The 16995-nt window shown below is 52.5% G+C and carries 14 protein-coding genes and 2 pseudogenes; 10 read left to right on the forward strand and 6 right to left on the reverse strand.

What is annotated here, in order from left to right:
- Positions 1 to 128: 128 nt before the first annotated feature.
- The 5 genes and pseudogenes from H2P46_RS20445 to H2P46_RS20465 form a co-directional block, all read left to right on the forward strand.
- A pseudogene (locus H2P46_RS20445) lies at positions 129 to 620 on the forward strand (DUF3053 family protein); the annotation flags it as partial.
- Positions 621 to 1066: 446 nt separating this feature from the next.
- Positions 1067 to 3004, forward strand: a complete 1938-nt coding sequence (locus tag H2P46_RS20450; RefSeq protein WP_193406659.1) for a PTS mannitol transporter subunit IICBA — start codon at positions 1067 to 1069, stop codon at positions 3002 to 3004.
- Positions 3005 to 3071: 67 nt separating this feature from the next.
- Positions 3072 to 4220 carry a mannitol-1-phosphate 5-dehydrogenase gene (mtlD, locus tag H2P46_RS20455; protein WP_193406660.1) on the forward strand — a complete coding sequence of 383 codons (1149 nt, stop codon included), beginning with the start codon at positions 3072 to 3074 and terminating at the stop codon, positions 4218 to 4220.
- A 16-nt stretch (positions 4221 to 4236) separates the two neighbouring features.
- Positions 4237 to 4830, forward strand: coding sequence for a mannitol operon repressor MtlR (mtlR, locus tag H2P46_RS20460; protein ID WP_193406707.1), 594 nt, complete (start codon positions 4237 to 4239; stop codon positions 4828 to 4830).
- A 107-nt stretch (positions 4831 to 4937) separates the two neighbouring features.
- Complete coding sequence (locus H2P46_RS20465) at positions 4938 to 5300, forward strand: YibL family ribosome-associated protein (RefSeq protein WP_193406661.1); 363 nt, start codon at positions 4938 to 4940, stop codon at positions 5298 to 5300.
- Positions 5301 to 5307: 7 nt separating this feature from the next.
- Here H2P46_RS20465 and H2P46_RS20470 read toward each other — a convergent pair whose 3' ends face one another.
- The 3 genes from H2P46_RS20470 to fdhD form a co-directional block, all read right to left on the reverse strand.
- Positions 5308 to 6270 (reverse strand): VirK/YbjX family protein, encoded by a 963-nt coding sequence (locus H2P46_RS20470; protein ID WP_193406662.1) that lies wholly within the window; start codon positions 6268 to 6270, stop codon positions 5308 to 5310.
- A gap of 226 nt (positions 6271 to 6496) precedes the next feature.
- The gene (gene sodA, locus H2P46_RS20475; RefSeq protein ID WP_193406663.1) at positions 6497 to 7114 is read right to left on the reverse strand and encodes a superoxide dismutase [Mn]; all 618 of its coding nucleotides are present in this window, start codon (positions 7112 to 7114) and stop codon (positions 6497 to 6499) included.
- Between the two features lie 192 nt (positions 7115 to 7306).
- On the reverse strand, positions 7307 to 8089 hold the full coding sequence (fdhD, locus tag H2P46_RS20480) for a formate dehydrogenase accessory sulfurtransferase FdhD (RefSeq protein ID WP_289775961.1): 783 nt from the start codon (positions 8087 to 8089) through the stop codon (positions 7307 to 7309).
- A 210-nt stretch (positions 8090 to 8299) separates the two neighbouring features.
- Between fdhD and H2P46_RS20485 the strand changes: the two are divergent.
- The 3 genes and pseudogenes from H2P46_RS20485 to H2P46_RS20495 form a co-directional block, all read left to right on the forward strand.
- Positions 8300 to 8365: pseudogene (locus H2P46_RS20485) on the forward strand (formate dehydrogenase cytochrome b556 subunit); the annotation flags it as partial.
- Positions 8366 to 8506: 141 nt separating this feature from the next.
- Entirely contained in the window at positions 8507 to 9433 is a 927-nt protein-coding gene (fdhE, locus tag H2P46_RS20490) for a formate dehydrogenase accessory protein FdhE (protein ID WP_193406665.1), read from the forward strand.
- A 24-nt stretch (positions 9434 to 9457) separates the two neighbouring features.
- Positions 9458 to 10069, forward strand: a complete 612-nt coding sequence (locus tag H2P46_RS20495; RefSeq protein ID WP_193406666.1) for a glutathione S-transferase — start codon at positions 9458 to 9460, stop codon at positions 10067 to 10069.
- Positions 10070 to 10289: 220 nt separating this feature from the next.
- Here the strand turns inward: H2P46_RS20495 and glyS are convergent, their stop codons facing one another.
- Both glyS and glyQ read right to left on the reverse strand, forming a co-directional pair.
- Positions 10290 to 12359, reverse strand: a complete 2070-nt coding sequence (gene glyS / locus H2P46_RS20500; RefSeq protein WP_193406667.1) for a glycine--tRNA ligase subunit beta — start codon at positions 12357 to 12359, stop codon at positions 10290 to 10292.
- Positions 12360 to 12368: 9 nt separating this feature from the next.
- Positions 12369 to 13280, reverse strand: coding sequence for a glycine--tRNA ligase subunit alpha (gene glyQ, locus H2P46_RS20505; RefSeq protein ID WP_193406668.1), 912 nt, complete (start codon positions 13278 to 13280; stop codon positions 12369 to 12371).
- 417 nt (positions 13281 to 13697) lie between these two features.
- Between glyQ and H2P46_RS20510 the strand changes: the two genes are divergently transcribed.
- Positions 13698 to 14693, forward strand: a complete 996-nt coding sequence (locus tag H2P46_RS20510) for an acyltransferase (RefSeq protein ID WP_193406708.1) — start codon at positions 13698 to 13700, stop codon at positions 14691 to 14693.
- Between the two features lie 116 nt (positions 14694 to 14809).
- On the opposite strand, the gene yieH is transcribed toward H2P46_RS20510, so the two are convergent.
- Positions 14810 to 15469 (reverse strand): 6-phosphogluconate phosphatase, encoded by a 660-nt coding sequence (gene yieH / locus H2P46_RS20515; protein WP_193406669.1) that lies wholly within the window; start codon positions 15467 to 15469, stop codon positions 14810 to 14812.
- 150 nt (positions 15470 to 15619) lie between these two features.
- Between yieH and H2P46_RS20520 the strand changes: the two genes are divergently transcribed.
- Positions 15620 to 16933 (forward strand): NCS2 family permease, encoded by a 1314-nt coding sequence (locus H2P46_RS20520; protein WP_193406670.1) that lies wholly within the window; start codon positions 15620 to 15622, stop codon positions 16931 to 16933.
- Positions 16934 to 16995 lie beyond the last annotated feature (62 nt).

The following is a 16995-nucleotide window of genomic DNA, read 5'->3' on the forward strand; positions in this document are numbered from 1 at the left end:
GTGTAAAACACTAATCTCCACTCTGGTCTCCAATGTCATCATTGGCAGTGCCTTAAAACTGCCATTTTTACCCTAGGTGGGTCAGATTTACATCGGCAGGTGGGCCAGTTTTACATCGGTAGCGACATTATGGTTTTTCGCTGCAGGCTAATAAAGCCGTTGATCAAGGAATGCGCCCGGTAGTTGATGAGCTGTCAGCGATTCGCGTTCCGCAAGATTATCTCACTCGCCGTGATTCATTGCGTCAGGCCAACGGCGCGTTAGTCATGGTTACGCAACAGATCGAGAGCGCCAAAATGCAGGCCGACAGCAGCAAGGCCGCATTAAAACAGCCGGACGATCTTAAAAAGGTTTACGACAGCGTGTATGACAAAATAGTAACACAACCCGCTAACTTGCTGATTCCGCTGCTGCCTAAATTACAGGCGTTGAGCCAGGGCGCGGTGCAAACCGGTGACTTTCTGCAAACGCAGGGCACGCGCGTGAGTTTTAACGATGGCGGTGTGCAATTTCCGACCCAGGATCAGGCAACGCAATATAATACGCTGATGAGCAATCTATCAGCGAATGCACAAGCGCTGACGCAGGCACAAAATGCCGTGCAGGCTAGCTCTCAATAGTTGAAATTCAGGGTAAGCCGCCGCGCTTACCCTGCTCTTTATCGCATCACTTTCTTTCAGATTTTATCCAGCCCGTAGCTTGCGTGACTAAAGTGTGATCTGGCGCATTTTTGACCAAAAAAATATTTGTGATCTAAATCACATAAATGAAACAAACCGTCCTCTGTTAATTGTGATCTAAATCACACACCTTCCCGGAATACGTTCAAATTGCCGCCAATATGGCTTCCCTACACCCTTTTTTTGTGATCCATATCACTTAAATAACCCTCAGTAACCCCGTAAGTGCGTGATCTTAATCACATTTAGGTTGGGTGCTACGCAGCGTCATATTCGCGTGGTAGAGTCCGCGTGCATACAGTAATACCAACGGCTCCCCGCCATGGTCGCTAAACAAAAACAAACGCGCTCTCCTATTGCAGCGCGTCTCAATAAGGGGTGAGTTTATGTCCTCATCAGTGAAGGTCAGAGTACAAAGCTTTGGTCGTTTTCTGAGTAATATGGTGATGCCAAACATCGGAGCGTTTATCGCCTGGGGTATCATCACAGCGCTGTTTATTCCAACCGGCTGGATGCCAAACGAAACGCTGGCCAAACTGGTTGGGCCGATGATTACCTACCTGCTGCCGCTATTGATCGGTTACACCGGTGGGCGTCTGGTTGGTGGCGATCGCGGTGGTGTGGTTGGTGCGATCACCACCATGGGCGTGATTGTTGGCGCAGATATGCCGATGTTCCTCGGCTCCATGATTGCGGGTCCACTGGGTGGCTGGGCGATTAAATCATTTGACCGTGCCATTGATGGCAAGATCAAAAGCGGTTTCGAAATGCTGGTTAACAACTTCTCTGCCGGTATTATCGGTATGTTGTTGGCGTTACTGGCATTTCTGGCAATTGGTCCGCTGGTTGAAGGCCTGTCGCACATTCTCGCCGCCGGGGTAAACCTGATGGTGCAGAACAATTTACTGCCGCTGACGTCCATCTTTGTTGAACCCGCAAAAATTCTTTTCCTTAACAACGCAATCAACCACGGTATCTTCTCGCCGCTGGGCATCCAGCAGGCCAGCGAAGCCGGAAAATCTATTTTCTTCCTGATTGAAGCTAACCCAGGCCCCGGTATGGGTGTGCTGGTGGCGTACATGTTCTTTGGTCGTGGTAGTGCAAAACAGTCTGCGGGCGGTGCGGCGATTATCCACTTCCTTGGCGGTATCCACGAAATTTACTTCCCTTACGTGCTGATGGCGCCTCGCCTGCTGCTGGCAGTTATCCTCGGCGGTATGACTGGCGTGTTTACCCTGACCCTGCTGAAAGGCGGTCTGGTTTCTCCCGCCTCACCAGGTTCTATCCTGGCGGTATTGGCAATGACGCCAAAAGGTACCTATTTTGCCAATATCGCAGCGATTATCGCGGCCTTCGTGGTTTCTTTTGTTGTATCAGCGATCCTGCTGAAACCCAGCAAAGTGAAAGAAGAGGACGATATTGAAGCGGCAACCCGCCGTATGCAGGACATGAAAGCCCAGTCTAAAGGACAGAGCGTTGCGGGTGGTGCTGCAGTGGCAAGCGATGCGATGAGTGTCGATCTGGATCATGTGCGTAAAATTATCGTCGCCTGTGATGCTGGCATGGGCTCCAGCGCAATGGGTGCGGGCGTGCTGCGTAAGAAAGTGCAGGACGCCGGTCTGAGCAATGTGTCAGTAACGAATACCGCCATCAATGCCCTGCCGGGTGATGTGGATCTGGTAATCACTCACCGCGACTTAACTGAACGCGCGATTCGCCAGGCTCCTCATGCTCAGCACATTTCGCTGAATAACTTCCTCGACAGCGCGCTGTATAGCACCCTGACCGAGCGTTTAGCCACAGCCAATCGTGGCGAAGCTAAGCCTGCAACGACACCACAAACGGTGAGCGACAGCCACGATGAAGGCAATGCGCAGCTGTTCAAACTGGGCGCCGACAATGTTTTTCTCGGTCAGAGCGCAACGAATAAAGAGCAGGCGATTCGTTTTGCAGGCGAACAGTTAGTGAAAGGCGGCTACGTTGAGCCAGAATATGTCGAAGCGATGCTGGAACGTGAGAAACTGACGCCAACTTATCTCGGTGAATCCATTGCTGTGCCTCACGGAACAGTCGAAGCTAAGGACCGCGTACTGAAAACCGGTGTGGTGTTCTGCCAGTATCCGGCTGGTGTGCAGTTTGGTGAGGAAGCAGAGGATATTGCCCGTCTGGTCATTGGTATTGCTGCGCGTAATAACGAGCATATTCAGGTGATTACCAGCCTGACCAACGCGCTGGACGACGATCGGGTCATTGAGAAGCTGGCCAATACCGCCAGCGTGCAGGAAGTGTTGGATCTGCTGTCAGGCAGTCCGGCTATCGCGTAATTCAGTCAGTTTATTTTCCCTGGGGCGGGCATGCTCGCCCTTTCGTCTTTTGATATGGGTCAAGTTTATGAAAGCGTTACATTTTGGAGCAGGCAACATCGGCCGTGGTTTCATTGGCAAACTGTTAGCCGATGCGGGCATCGAACTGGTATTTGCAGACGTCAATCAGGTCGTGCTGGATGCACTAAACGCGCGTCATGAGTATCCCGTTCATGTGGTCGGCGAGCAGGCGAAAATCGAAATTGTTAAAAACGTAAGCGCCGTAAACAGCGCCAGCGAGGATATTATTTCGCTGGTTGCCGGGGTTGATATGGTTACCACGGCTGTGGGTCCGCAGATCCTTGAGCGCATCGCTGGTAGCGTGGCAAAAGGCCTGGCCAAACGTAGCGACAGCGGGAATAGCCGTCCGTTAAATATCATTGCCTGTGAAAATATGGTGCGCGGTACCAGCCAGCTAAAACAGCATGTGTTGAAAGCGCTGCCGGAGAAGTACCACGCGTGGCTGGAACAGCATGTCGGTTTTGTTGATTCTGCGGTTGACCGTATCGTGCCTCCTTCAGAAGCGGGCAGCAGCGATCCGCTGGAAGTCACCGTTGAAACCTTCAGCGAGTGGATTGTCGATAAAACCCAGTTCAAAGGCGCGCTGCCAGAGATTGCTGGTATGGAGCTGACCGACAATCTGATGGCGTTTGTTGAGCGCAAGCTTTTCACATTGAATACCGGCCATGCGATTACCGCCTACCTCGGTCAGTTAGCCGGTCATCAAACCATTCGTGATGCTATTCTGGACGATAAAATCCGTGCGGTAGTGAAAGGCGCAATGGAAGAAAGTGGCGCGGTGCTGATCAAACGCTACGGCTTTGAAGCCGACAAACATGCGGCTTACATTCAGAAAATCTTGGGTCGTTTTGAAAATCCATACCTGAAAGATGACGTTGAGCGCGTAGGCCGCCAGCCGCTGCGTAAGCTGAGCGCCGGGGATCGCCTGATCAAGCCAACGCTGGGCACGCTGGAATACCAGTTACCGCACGCTAATCTGGTGCAGGGCATTGCTGCCGCTATGCATTACCGCAGCGATCAGGATCCACAAGCGCAAAAACTCGCCACGTTATTACAGGAAAAAGGTCCACAAGCCACGCTAGCTCAGGTTTCTGGCCTTGAGGCCGACAGCGAGGTGGTGACTTCGGTAGTGAGCGCATATAACGCTATGGCATAATGCGCGCGTGTTAGCGATGCAAGCCGGGCGCAGTTCGCCTGCGCCCGACGGCAGTATTAAACCCATGCAGGCAATAATGGAAGAGAAGCAAGCTTTTGAGAACCGGGTGCTTGAGCGCCTGAACGCCGGTCGCTCGGTGAGAAGCTTTCTGATCGCCGCCGTTGAACTGTTAGCCGAAGCGGTCAATCTGCTGGTATTACAGGTATTTCGTAAAGACGATTACGCTGTGAAATACGCCGTTGAACCACTGCTGCTCGGTGATGGTCCGCTTGGTGAATTGCCGGTGCGGCTCAAGCTGATTTATGGTCTGGGCGTGATTAATCGCCACGAGTATGAAGATTGTGAATTGCTGCTCGCGCTGCGCGAAGAATTAAATCATGATGCGGGCGATTATCGCTTTACTGATGATGAAATTCTCGGTCCATTTGGCGAGCTGCATTGCGTAACGGCATGGCCGCCGGTGCCGGAATTCCATCCCGATGATGTCGATCTGCGTGCTATGCAGCAGTTACGCTATTTACAGATGGTGCGCTCCACTATGGTACTGTCGCTCACGGAGCTGATTTCCCGCATCAGCCTGAAGCAAGCGTTTAAGAAACCTGCCAGTTAAAGCTTAACGGGCGCATTAGCGCCTGTTATCGTCCTAACCACATCGAGAATATGCCCCGATTTTGGTGTATCCTTTGCCTGTTTTCCTCAATGAGTTTGAGTTGTTTTATGAAAGAGCCAGAAAAGAACGAAATCAAACGTCTTAGCGATCAGCTGGACGCCCTGAACCGCAAAGAGCTGCAGCTGCTGGAGTCGGGTGATTCAGAGAAGTTAGGCACGCTGTTAAAAGAGAAAGAAACGCTGGTTACCGAGATTGAACGCCTGCGTAATCAGCGCGTCGAGAAGCTGAGTGTAGAAGCGCAGAAACTACAAAAATTGCCCTTTCATCGCGAAATTACCAAAAAAGAGCAAGCGAACTTAGGCGCGCTGAAGAAAAGCGTGCGCGGCCTGGTTGTGGTGCATCCAATGACCGCGCTGGGACGCGAAATGGGTCTGCAGGTCATGACCGGTTTCGCTAAAAACGCCTTTTGAGTGACGATCAGGCTGTGGCCTGATCGACCTTACGCTGTCCGGCGGCGGCATAAACCTGCTCCGCCAGGCCATCCAGCAGTTCATAACGTCGGCGATATTCGGCGCGTTTTTTGCTGGCAATCTCTTCCAGAGATTTACGCGGCAGGCTTAAAGGCAGCGTAAATATCCCGTCTGCGCGTTCCTCTCCGTTTAGCGACAGCCAGAACTCACTGTAACTGGCAAAAAAATGTTCGCTTTTACTGTGACGATAACGCAGGCTGCGAAAAACATGCGTATCGTCGCCCACGGCGGCAATTTTTTGCACGCCACACAGTTCCGCGAAAATAAACACGACATCCATTAACAGCCGTTTGGGAAATACGCCGTGTGCAGCTTTAGTAGCCTCGCGAATAACCTCATGGTTAATATTTTTCCTTGGCCCTTGTAACCCACCAATTAATAAGGTGCGTTGTTGCTTTTCATTAATAACTGAAAAAGAGAGGGAAGCAATAATCTGCTGTTGATAACGCAGTACTAATGTGACTTCCCCTTCACGGTCGTAATATCCTGGGCTACAGCTAATTAAAAAGCTTTCATTATTTTTGCCCTGAAAAGCCGCAATCACATTATCACCCGGACTTTGCAGTAGCTGGCGCAACATCGGGTTTTCCAGCTGCTGCATAAACTGATAATGGTCGATAATCGCCTGCGCTCGCGCCGCCACGCTGATTCCGGCACGCAGATAGGGACGGTGCAGCTTGGCAGGCAACAGCCCTTGCTGGTTCATTAACTGCGCAATTTGCGGTAGCCGGGAAAGCCGATGTAAGTAGCGCAGCGTCGTGACCGGCGCTATTAGCGTCCTTAACACAAACTTCATGCGGAAGCGTTTACTCAGCCATAGTTTATCCGGAACCTGTTTTCCGCTAACTAACGGGAAAAACAGCGAAGCGGGCGAATCAATATTCGTCTCATAAGCAGTAATCATCGACATGATAGCGTCACACCCTGAAGTGATAATGACGCTTAGCGTACGGTGAGAATTATCAACGGCGCGTTAATGCCACCATAAATGAGAGCTTACAGAGTCAAAAACGATTAATTGTTTATTTTTGGTTTAATAAGCGACGATAGAAAGTAAACTGCCGTTAAACCTGTAATAAAAAACCGATGAAATGGCTTCCATCGGTTTATTATGGTGAATTTAACGTAATGTTAAATTATTTAGCTGAAGCGAAACGTGCGGCTGCTTCGTCCCAGTTAACCACATTCCAGAATGCCTTGATGTAGTCAGGACGCTTGTTCTGATATTTCAGATAGTAAGCATGTTCCCACACATCCAGACCAAGGATTGGGAAGCCAGAGACGCCAGCAACTGCTTCGCCCATCAGTGGGTTATCCTGGTTTGCGGTAGAAACCACAGCCAGTTTGTCACCTTTTTTAACCAGCCACGCCCAGCCAGAGCCGAAACGGGTTGCGGCGGCTTTCTCGAACTCTTCCTGGAATTTTTCAACGCTACCGAAATCTTTTTCGATTGCCGCTTTCAGATCGCCCTGTAATGTAGTACCGGTTTTCAGGCCCTTCCAGAACAGGCTATGGTTAGCGTGACCGCCCGCGTTGTTACGCAGTGGGCCTTTTTTGTCTGCTGGCAGCTGATCAAGTTTAGTGATCAGCTCATCAACCGGCAGATCAGCAAATTCTGTGCCTTCCAGCGCCGCGTTGGCGTTGTTAACGTAGGTCTGGTGGTGTTTAGTGTGATGGATTTCCATCGTCTGCTTGTCGAAATGCGGTTCCAGTGCGTCGTATGCGTAAGGCAGGGATGGCAGTGAATAACTCATGTTCTTCCTCTCCATTTAGTGTTTGAGCAGCACTTGCGTGTGAGCGTGCCGCGTAAGCAGTCGAATCATTATAGTTAAATTCATGATCCATAAAAGGGTAATCAATGCCCTACTAAATACGGGGTTTTCCCCGACGGGTGCGCTACGGCGTTAAATACGTTACAGAAAAGTGTGCCGCAGGTGTGGGGGAGTTTAAATCAGCCGCCGAGGATGGGTATAGATGGTGGCACGTCCCGGCTTGCTAAAGCCGACCAGCGTTAAATTACAGCGCTCGGCCACGTCAACCGCGAGGCGCGTGGCGGCAGACACGGCAAATACGATTTCAACGCCGCACATCGCAGACTTTTGCACCATTTCATAGCTGGCCCGGCTGGAAACCAGTACCGCGCCCTGCGCCCAGTGCGTCTGACTGCGATAACCCAGCAGCTTATCCAGCGCTACGTGACGCCCTACGTCTTCACTCCCGCCCGCCAGATCGCCGTTTGGCATCACCCACGCCGCAGCATGCGTACAACCGGTTCTTTGGCCTACCGGCTGGTAATCTTTCAGTTGTGTTAATGCGCGATCCAGATTACACAGTGCAAATGTCTGGGTGAAAGGCAACGGCGCGACCGGTTTACCAATCTGATCTAACTGTTCAACGCCACAGACACCGCAACCGGTCCGGCCTGCCAGCGCCCGCCGTTGCTCTTTAAGCGCCATAAAGCGCCGGCTTGACAGGTCAATCTGTACCTCAATGCCATTGCAGCCGGGTATTATTTCCATGCCGAAAATCTCGCCTGGCGCGTCGATAATCCCTTCTGACAGCGAAAAACCCAGCGCAAATGCCTCAAGATCTTTGGGTGTCGCCATCATCACCACATGCGAAATACCGTTATACACCAGCGCAACCGGCACCTCTTCGGCGAGCCAGTCGGCCTGCGACTGCTGCAAATCGTTACGCTGCCAGACCTGTGTTTCACACAGGCCTGCGATTTCGAGCGCATTCACGTTACTTTCCGCTTTTTTTAGTTTCACTTTGTCTTCGTCCGAACTAAAACCGCATCATGAAGGTATTATTTTCCAGGCCCGGATACATTTTGAACCGGCGCTGCCGCTGCGACAAGCCAGCATGACAGGCTGTTTTGCTTTGCGCTGGCATCGTTAAGCCAATCACGCTGCTTTTTCCAGTGTCATTTGAAGCCCGGTAAATATCATTTTGGTCAGAAGTGTGTATTCTGGGCTGCTATCATCAGCTTAGTTCTGCTGCTCCAACGGTAATGTTATCTGACATCCTTGCCGCTGATTCACAGGCACACGTACCACAGTGGTTGAAGGCTGAGCGAAAAAAATATCATCCTCACTGCTATCGTGAATAGCGCAAACGGCCATCACAACAGGAAAACGCCCCTGATGAGTATTCGCATCATCCCGCTCGATCAGCTGGAGAAGAGCGATAAAACCACGGTGGAGATGCTTCCGCTGTTATTTTTCCCACGGCTAAAAAATTTTTACAGCCGTCGTGCTGCGCGTCTGCGTGACCTGGCGGCGAAAAATCCGCTTGGCGATTATCTGCGTTTTGCAGCGGTTATCGCCGGGGCGCAAGAAATCGTGCTGTACGATCATCCGCTGCACATGGATCTGCGTGATCGGCTGGTGCAAAGCGCCCATGAAGGCAAACCCCCTCTCGATATTCATACCCTGCCGCGTGATATGCACTGGCATCGTTTGCTGCATTCACTGATAGCCGAACTCAAGCCGGAAATGAGCGGTCAGGCACTGGCCGTGCTGGAGAATCTGGAAAAAGCGTCGGCTACTGAACTTGAAGCCTTAGCCAGTGCGCTATTCGCCCAGGATTTTGCCCACGTCAGCAGCGACAAATCGCCTTTTATCTGGGCGGCGTTATCAATTTACTGGGCACAAATGGCAGCCTTAATACCCGGTAAAGCACGTGCCGAATATGGCGAACAGCACCAGTTTTGTCCGGTTTGCGCCAGCATACCGGTTGCCGGCGTGGTACATATGGGCAATCACGACGGCTCGCGCTATCTTCACTGTAACCTGTGCGAAAGCGAATGGTATGTGGCAGGCAACCGGTGTACCTGTTGTGATCAAACGCGCGACCTGCATTTCTGGTCGCTGGACAGCGAACAATCCGCTGTAAAAGCAGAAAGCTGCGGCGATTGCGGCACTTATCTCAAAATCCTGACTCAGGAAAAGGACCCTGCGGTTGAACCCGTGGCAGACGATCTCGCTTCACTGGTGCTGGACGCACGCATGGAGCAGGAAGGCTTTGCCCGCAGTAGCCTCAACCCGTTTTTGTTTCCAGACGAATCGTAGTTAAACGTTTTTTGGAGGCCCTCAATGAAACTGATTGGCAGCTATACCAGCCCGTTTGTGCGCAAGATTTCCGTTATGATGCTGGAAAAAGGCATTATCATTGAGTTTGTTAACCTGTCGCCTTACAGCGAGGACAGCCATGTTCCTCACTATAATCCCCTCGGCAAGGTCCCTGCGTTGGTAGCTGACGATCAACAAACCTGGTTCGACTCCGCCATTATCGCTGAATTTCTCGAACTACGTGGCGAAGCCCCCGCTTTGCTGCCCAGCGATCGGCTTGAAGCGTTAAACGTTCGCCAGCTGGAAAAACTGGCGGATGGAATCAGTGATTCCGCGCTGGTGATTGTGCGCGAGCAAATGCGGGCAGGCGATCAGCAGTCCGAAAAAGTCCTGTTGCGTAATCGTGAAAAAATTCAGCGCGGTCTGGATATGCTGGAGAAAGCCGCTGTCGCAGGAAAATGGATTAATACTCAGCAAATTAACCTGGCGGATATTGCGATCGGCTGCATGATTGGCTATCTCAATTTCCGTCGCGTGGTGCCAAACTGGTGTGTCGAACGCCCGGCACTGGTCAAACTTGCTGAAACGCTGTTTCAGCGCGAAAGTTTTGCCCGCACTACGCCACCCTCCGCTTAACGCGTACTCATGCGCAACGCTCTGTTGGTTAACGCCTGTCTCAGATGAAGAGAGACGGCACCACCGAGCCACGGAAAGGCGTTGCCCACAAAAGACAGGTAAAGCAAACCGGCTAATGAATACATTTTAGGGAAATGTTAAGGAAATGAAGTCGTGGGCCGTAAAGCAGGCACGGCATAAACAAGGGGCGAAACGGGTTCGCCCCTTGTTGCTATGTGCTTTACTGCAACAGCGATATATCCGCGACCTGCAGGAACAGCCCGCGAAGTTTCGCTAATAGCGTCAAACGGTTAACGCGCACCGCAGGATCGTCTGCATTGACCATGACTTTGTCGAAGAAGTTATCTACCGCTTCACGCAGCTGCGCCAGTTCAATCAGCGCCTCCTGATAGCGGCCTTCTGCAAAATAAGGCTGCAGCTTGCTGCTCAATGCGGTCACGAAGGTCGCCAGTTGGATCTCTTCGTTCTCTTTCAGCAGCGAAGCCTGCACACTGTCGTTCAGCGTTTCTGACGACTTCGTCAGGATATTAGAAACTCGCTTGTTGGCCGCCGCCAGCGCCGCTGCCTCCTCCAGCGTGCGGAAGTGCGATACCGCTTTCATGCGTGCATCAAAGTCAGCCGGACGAGTCGGACGACGCGCCAGCACCGCTTGCAGCGTATCAATACTGTGGCCTTCTTCCTGATACCAGCTGCGGAAACGGCCCAGCATAAAGTCGATAACGTCATCAACGGTATTGGCGTTGCTCAGCTTGCTGCCATACAAACGCACCGCTTCTTCCGTCAGGGTTTGCAGATCGAGCGGCAGATTCTTCTCGACGATGATACGCAACACTCCCAGCGCCGCACGGCGCAGCGCGAACGGATCTTTATCGCCTTTCGGATGCTGTCCAATGCCGAAGATACCGGCCAGGGTGTCCATCTTGTCGGCAATCGCAAGTGCACACGCCACCGGGCTGGACGGTAAATCGTCACCGGCAAAGCGCGGCTGATATTGCTCATTCAGCGCAACCGCGACATCTTCGGCTTCGCCGTCATGGCGCGCATAATGCATACCCATCACGCCCTGGGTGTCAGTGAACTCAAAGACCATATTGGTCATCAGGTCACACTTCGACAACAAACCGGCACGCATGGCGTGGTTAACGTCAGCACCAATTTGCGCAGCAACCCAGCCTGCCAGAGCCTGGATGCGATCGGTTTTGTCACGCAGCGTGCCCAGTTCTTTCTGGAACAGCACGGTTTCGAGGCGCGGTAAATTATCTTCCAGCCGCTTTTTACGGTCGTTATCGAAGAAGAATTCCGCATCCGCCAGACGTGGGCGAACCACTTTTTCATTACCGGAAATAATTTGCTGCGGATCGCTGGATTCGATATTGGTAACAAAAATGAAATGCGGCAGCAATTTGCCGTCATGGCCGTACACCGGGAAATATTTTTGATCGCCCTTCATGGTATAGACCAGCGCTTCAGCCGGCACTTTAAGGAATTTCTCTTCAAAGGTTGCGGTCAGCACCACTGGCCATTCCACCAGTGAGGTAACTTCTTCCAGCAGGTCATCGCTCAAATCAGCGTTGCCGCCCAGTTGACGTGCCGCCGCTTCAACATCAGCTTTGATCATCGCTTTACGCGTCTGATAATTAGCGATGACTTTACCGCGTTTTTCCAGAACTTCTGGATACTGATCGGCGTTATCCAGCGTGATTTCGCTTTCGCCCATAAAACGGTGGCCGCGGATGATCCGGGCAGATTCAATCCCCAACAGGGTGCCGGGGATCAGTTCATCGCCCAATAGCATCGTCACGGTGTGCACCGGACGCACGAACTGCACATCACTTGCGCCCCAGCGCATCAGTTTCGGCACCGGCAACTTGCCGAGCGCGTTCGCAATCATGGCTGGCAGCAGCGCTTGCGCCGCTTCGCCTTTTACCTGGGCGCGATGGACCAGCCATTCGCCTTTGTCAGTGCGCAGTCGCTCTGCCTGATCGACGGTAATACCGTTGCCACGCGCCCAGCCTTCAGCGGCTTTGGTTGCATTACCTGCTGCATCAAATGCGGCAGCAATGGCTGGTCCACGTTTTTCAACTTCACGATCTGGCTGTGCGGCGCTTAAGCTGGCGACTTTCAACGCCAGACGGCGCGGCGCGGCAAACCAGCTCACTTCGCCGTGGGCCAGATTCGCTGCGTCCAGTTCAGCGGTGACCAGGGCAGCAAAGGCTTCTGCCAGGCTGCGCAAGGCTTTCGGTGGCAGCTCTTCGGTGCCAATTTCCACCAGGAAGGTCTTTTCTGTCATGGCTGCCTCTTACTTTTTGTCTTTGCACATCGGGAAGCCCATCGCCTCGCGTGAGGCATAGTAAGCTTCAGCCACGGCTTTGGTCAGGGTGCGGATACGCAGAATATAGCGTTGACGCTCGGTTACCGAGATCGCCTTGCGCGCATCCAGCAGGTTAAAGCTGTGTGCGGCTTTGAGAATGCGTTCGTAAGCGGGCAGCGGCAGCGGTTTTTCCAGCGCCAGCAGTTGCTGGGCTTCTTTTTCGTACTGCTCGAAACAGGTGAACAGGAAATCAACGTCGGCGTATTCAAAGTTATAGGTAGATTGCTCCACTTCGTTCTGATGGAACACGTCGCCGTAAGTAGTTTTGCCCAGCGGTCCGTCGCTCCACACCAGGTCGTATACGCTGTCAACGCTTTGGATGTACATCGCCAGACGCTCAAGACCGTAGGTGATCTCGCCAGTGACCGGTTTACATTCCAGCCCGCCCACCTGCTGGAAATAGGTAAACTGTGTGACTTCCATGCCGTTGAGCCACACTTCCCAACCGAGTCCCCACGCGCCCAGCGTTGGGTTTTCCCAGTTGTCCTCAACGAAGCGAATATCGTGCACCGTTGGATCAAGGCCCAACGCTTTCAGCGATCCGAGATACAGCTCCTGCAAATTGTCCGGCGATGGCTTGATCATCACCTGGAACTGATAATAGTGCTGTAAGCGGTTCGGGTTTTCACCGTAGCGACCGTCGGTTGGACGGCGGGACGGCTGCACGTAAGCAGTGGCAATCGGCTCTGGGCCAATAGCGCGCAGGCAAGTCATTGGATGAGATGTGCCAGCGCCCACTTCCATGTCCAGCGGTTGAACAATGGTGCAGCCCTGACGTGCCCAGTAATCCTGCAAGGTCAGGATCAGGCCCTGAAAGGTCTTGGTATCAAACTTTTGCATGTTGAATTCGCACGCGTTTCGGCCAGATGAAAAAAGAGTGCGACAGTATACCCTTTGACCGCGCGATGTGCAGCCGGAAATCCTGGGTGGTTTGAACGGGGTTTATGCGACAAAAGCGACACGTTAAGGAAATCGTCTACGCCATCGCAATGAAACCGTTTTGTGCCGCCCGCTCATAAAAATTACGATGGCTTTCCCCGGTATACCTGCCGTTGACCGTTTGCGAGAGGCCGTAGATTGCCGAATCAGCCGGTTTTAAGCCGTGAGCCAAAATGAAGCGATAAATGAAAAAATGCCGACATACCGGCGTTTCAGCCCCAGCCATCACGGATGGCTCTGAATCCTGACGTCGAAGGTTGTTGGCGTGCGATTGACTGGCTAACCTTCTTCGCACGGAGTTCTGCGCCAGAGGAAGCCATGCCGCAAAAGATTTACTGGATTGACAATTTACGGGCTATCGCCTGCCTGATGGTGATCGTTATTCATACCACCACCTGGTATATCACCGGGCCCATGGCAGTTACCGGGCTACGCTGGGACATTGCCAACCTGCTGAACGCTGCGTCGCGCGTCTGCGTGCCGCTGTTTTTCATGATTTCAGGCTATCTGTTCTTTGGCGAGCGCAGCGCCCAACCGCGTCATATGTTACGGCTGGTGCTGTGTTTGTTGTTCTACAGCGCAGTATCACTGGCTTATATCACCTGGTTAACGCCAATCAGCGAAGGACGATCGCTGCTGAAAATGCTGCAAAAACCGGTGTTCTATCATCTGTGGTTTTTCTTTGCGCTGATTGGTATTTATTTACTGTCACCGCTGATTCAGGTTAAAGCTGTTAAGACACGTTATGTCGCGCTATTGGTCGCGGTGCTGGCGGTGCTGGCCAATCCCAATACTGTTAACCAGTCGCTGGGATCGTTTCATTGGCTACCGGTAAATTTGTACGTCAGTGGCGACAGTATTTACTACCTGTTATATGCGTTGCTGGGCCGCGCTATCGGCACCATGGACACCGAAAAACGGGGTATGACATGGCTGGCGGCGAGCGGATTCATTCTCTGCGTCACTGGCATCACCCTGGGCACCCGACAGGCGCTGGAAATCAACGGCGCGTTTAACGATACCTGGTATCTGTACTGCGGTCCGCTGGTGTTTATCGCCGCCATCTGTTTGCTGGTGCTGTGCAAAAACGCGTTTCACCGACGCACCCTGCCAGGACTGGCGATCATTGCGCGCTATTCGCTGCCAATTTACGGATTTCACGCGTTATTTATCCATTTTTTACGTACTCATCATTACGATGATATGTCCCGCCCGCTGCTGGACCTACCGTGGGTCTTTGGCGTGACATTAGGCGGTAGCCTGCTGCTGGCCATCGCGCTAAAACGGTTAGATAAACATCATCTGGTGAGCTGAGCGTCCCAGCGGCGTCACCGGGAAAAATGCTGTCGCCTACTGTCAGCCTGCACGGCAGGCGTACTAGCGCGGTTTGCGGTCAGCACTGGCGTCCCTGGGTTACGGGATAAAGATGATTACACTAAATCCCAGCCACGCGCACGCCATAAAGCAGGCAGTTCAGCCATATTCTCGAATCGCGTTACCAGCGGATGATCAAGCTCAGGATTGTGTGCATCAGCGCAGTAATAAAACACCGGAATGCCCGCTGCGATCCCTGCGCGTGCACCGGCTTCAGAATCATCAACCAGAATGCAATGCTCAACCGGCACCTGCATTTGCCCGGCAGCGTGATACATCAGCTCCGGGTCTGGCTTCCAGTGCAAAATGTCATAGCCGCTATATAAACGTTCCGCAAAATGCCCGAGCATGTCGGTTAAACCCAGCGAGTGTTGCATTTTCTTCACCGTCCCGTTCGATACCACACACATCGGCACTTTCATCTTTTCTACCAGCGCCTTTGCCCCGGCAATCGGCTTTAGTTCCTTATCAAACAACCGCGCCACTTCCGCACGATAAGCGGTTTCTACTTCTTCCAGCGGTAACGTAACCTGATGCGCTTCGCCGACGTCGCGAATGATGTCGTAAAGTTTGACGCCTTTATATTTTTCAAACATCTCCTGTAGCGAAAGCTCAATGCCATAGCGGGCAAAAGTGTGTACGTAGGCCTGGGTACACAGCAATTCGCTGTCTACCAGCGTGCCATCGCAGTCAAAAAATACGCATTCTACAGTCATCTGACTCTATCCTTTGATTTATGAGTATCTTCACACTCTACCGTACTCAGCGTAGATTGCGACCCCAGCAATCGGTTGCGGAAAATCATTGTATTGCGCCGGTAAAATCGCCAGGATACGCGCCGACAGTTTTTCTTCTGGACAGATGAAATGAATAATCAAGGCTTTTTGCAGCGCATCTTTAAGTTGCAGGAACACGGCACCACGGTGCGTACCGAAGTTATTGCCGGTATCACCACCTTTTTGACGATGGTTTACATCGTATTCGTCAACCCGCAAATTTTAGGCGTCGCGGGCATGGATACGCAGGCCGTGTTTGTCACCACCTGCCTGATCGCTGCCTTTGGCAGCATCCTGATGGGGGTGATCGCTAACCTACCGGTTGCGCTGGCTCCCGCCATGGGCCTGAATGCTTTCTTCGCCTTTGTCGTCGTTGGCGCAATGGGATATTCCTGGCAAATGGGTATGGGCGCTATTTTCTGGGGTGCGTTGGGCCTGCTGATCCTGACGCTGCTGCGCGTGCGTTACTGGATGATCGCTAATATCCCGCTTAGCCTGCGCGTGGGTAAAACCGCCGGTATCGGCCTGTTTATTGCCATGATGGGGCTGAAAAATGCTGGCATTATCGTTCCTAATCCCGACACGCTGGTTGCTGTAGGTAATCTGACCTCACACAGCGTGCTGCTCGGTGCGCTTGGCTTCTTTATTATTGCCATCCTGGCGTCACGTAATATTCATGCTGCGGTATTGATTTCTATGGTGATCACCACCGCGATTGGCTGGTTGCTGGGCGATGTCAAATTCGTTGGCCTCTTTTCGGCTCCGCCATCAATCACTTCGGTGATCGGTCAGGCAGATATTAAAGGCGCGTTCAATGTTGGCATGGCGGGCGTGATTTTCTCCTTCATGCTGGTGAACCTGTTTGACTCCTCTGGCACGCTGATTGGCGTCACTGATAAAGCTGGATTGACTGACGAAAAAGGCACGTTTCCGCGCATGAAGCAGGCGCTGTATGTTGACAGCATCAGCTCAGTAAGCGGCGCCCTGGTGGGGACATCTTCCGTTACCGCTTATATCGAAAGTACGTCGGGTGTGGCTATCGGCGGGCGCACGGGTTTGATGGCCATTGTCACTGGCATCCTGTTCCTGCTGGTGATGTTTCTGTCGCCGCTGGCGGCGATGGTGCCAACCTATGCTGCAGCGGGTGCGTTAATTTACGTGGGCGTGTTAATGACCGCCAGCCTGTCACGCGTGCGCTGGGATGATCTGACCGAAGCAGTACCGGCCTTTGTCACGACGGCAATGATGCCGTTCAGCTTCTCAATCACCGAAGGTATTGCGCTGGGCTTTATCGCTTACTGCGTGATGAAGCTGGGCACCGGTCGCTGGCGTGAAATCAGCCCGTGCGTGGTGATCGTCGCACTGCTGTTTGTCCTGAAAATTGTCTTTATCGACGCGCATTAATGGCGCGATAAGACTCAGCGTAAAGCATTAAACATGGCCGCAACCGATAACGTTGCGGCCAT

The sequence above is a fragment of the Mixta mediterraneensis genome (assembly GCF_014946725.1).
Taxonomy (GTDB): Bacteria; Pseudomonadota; Gammaproteobacteria; order Enterobacterales; family Enterobacteriaceae; genus Pantoea; species Pantoea mediterraneensis.

Bases quoted from the DNA above. Each gene is read 5' to 3' on its own strand.
- glyS (WP_193406667.1), bottom strand. From the start codon at position 12,359: ATGACAGAAAAGACCTTCCTGGTGGAAATTGGCACCGAAGAGCTGCCA.
- mtlD (WP_193406660.1), top strand. From the start codon at position 3,072: ATGAAAGCGTTACATTTTGGAGCAGGCAACATCGGCCGTGGTTTCATT.
- yieH (WP_193406669.1), bottom strand. From the start codon at position 15,469: ATGACTGTAGAATGCGTATTTTTTGACTGCGATGGCACGCTGGTAGAC.
- fdhE (WP_193406665.1), top strand. From the start codon at position 8,507: ATGAGTATTCGCATCATCCCGCTCGATCAGCTGGAGAAGAGCGATAAA.
- H2P46_RS20470 (WP_193406662.1), bottom strand. From the start codon at position 6,270: ATGTCGATGATTACTGCTTATGAGACGAATATTGATTCGCCCGCTTCG.
- H2P46_RS20495 (WP_193406666.1), top strand. From the start codon at position 9,458: ATGAAACTGATTGGCAGCTATACCAGCCCGTTTGTGCGCAAGATTTCC.
- H2P46_RS20520 (WP_193406670.1), top strand. From the start codon at position 15,620: ATGAATAATCAAGGCTTTTTGCAGCGCATCTTTAAGTTGCAGGAACAC.
- H2P46_RS20510 (WP_193406708.1), top strand. From the start codon at position 13,698: ATGCCGCAAAAGATTTACTGGATTGACAATTTACGGGCTATCGCCTGC.
- mtlR (WP_193406707.1), top strand. From the start codon at position 4,237: ATGCAAGCCGGGCGCAGTTCGCCTGCGCCCGACGGCAGTATTAAACCC.
- H2P46_RS20465 (WP_193406661.1), top strand. From the start codon at position 4,938: ATGAAAGAGCCAGAAAAGAACGAAATCAAACGTCTTAGCGATCAGCTG.
- glyQ (WP_193406668.1), bottom strand. From the start codon at position 13,280: ATGCAAAAGTTTGATACCAAGACCTTTCAGGGCCTGATCCTGACCTTG.
- sodA (WP_193406663.1), bottom strand. From the start codon at position 7,114: ATGAGTTATTCACTGCCATCCCTGCCTTACGCATACGACGCACTGGAA.
- H2P46_RS20450 (WP_193406659.1), top strand. From the start codon at position 1,067: ATGTCCTCATCAGTGAAGGTCAGAGTACAAAGCTTTGGTCGTTTTCTG.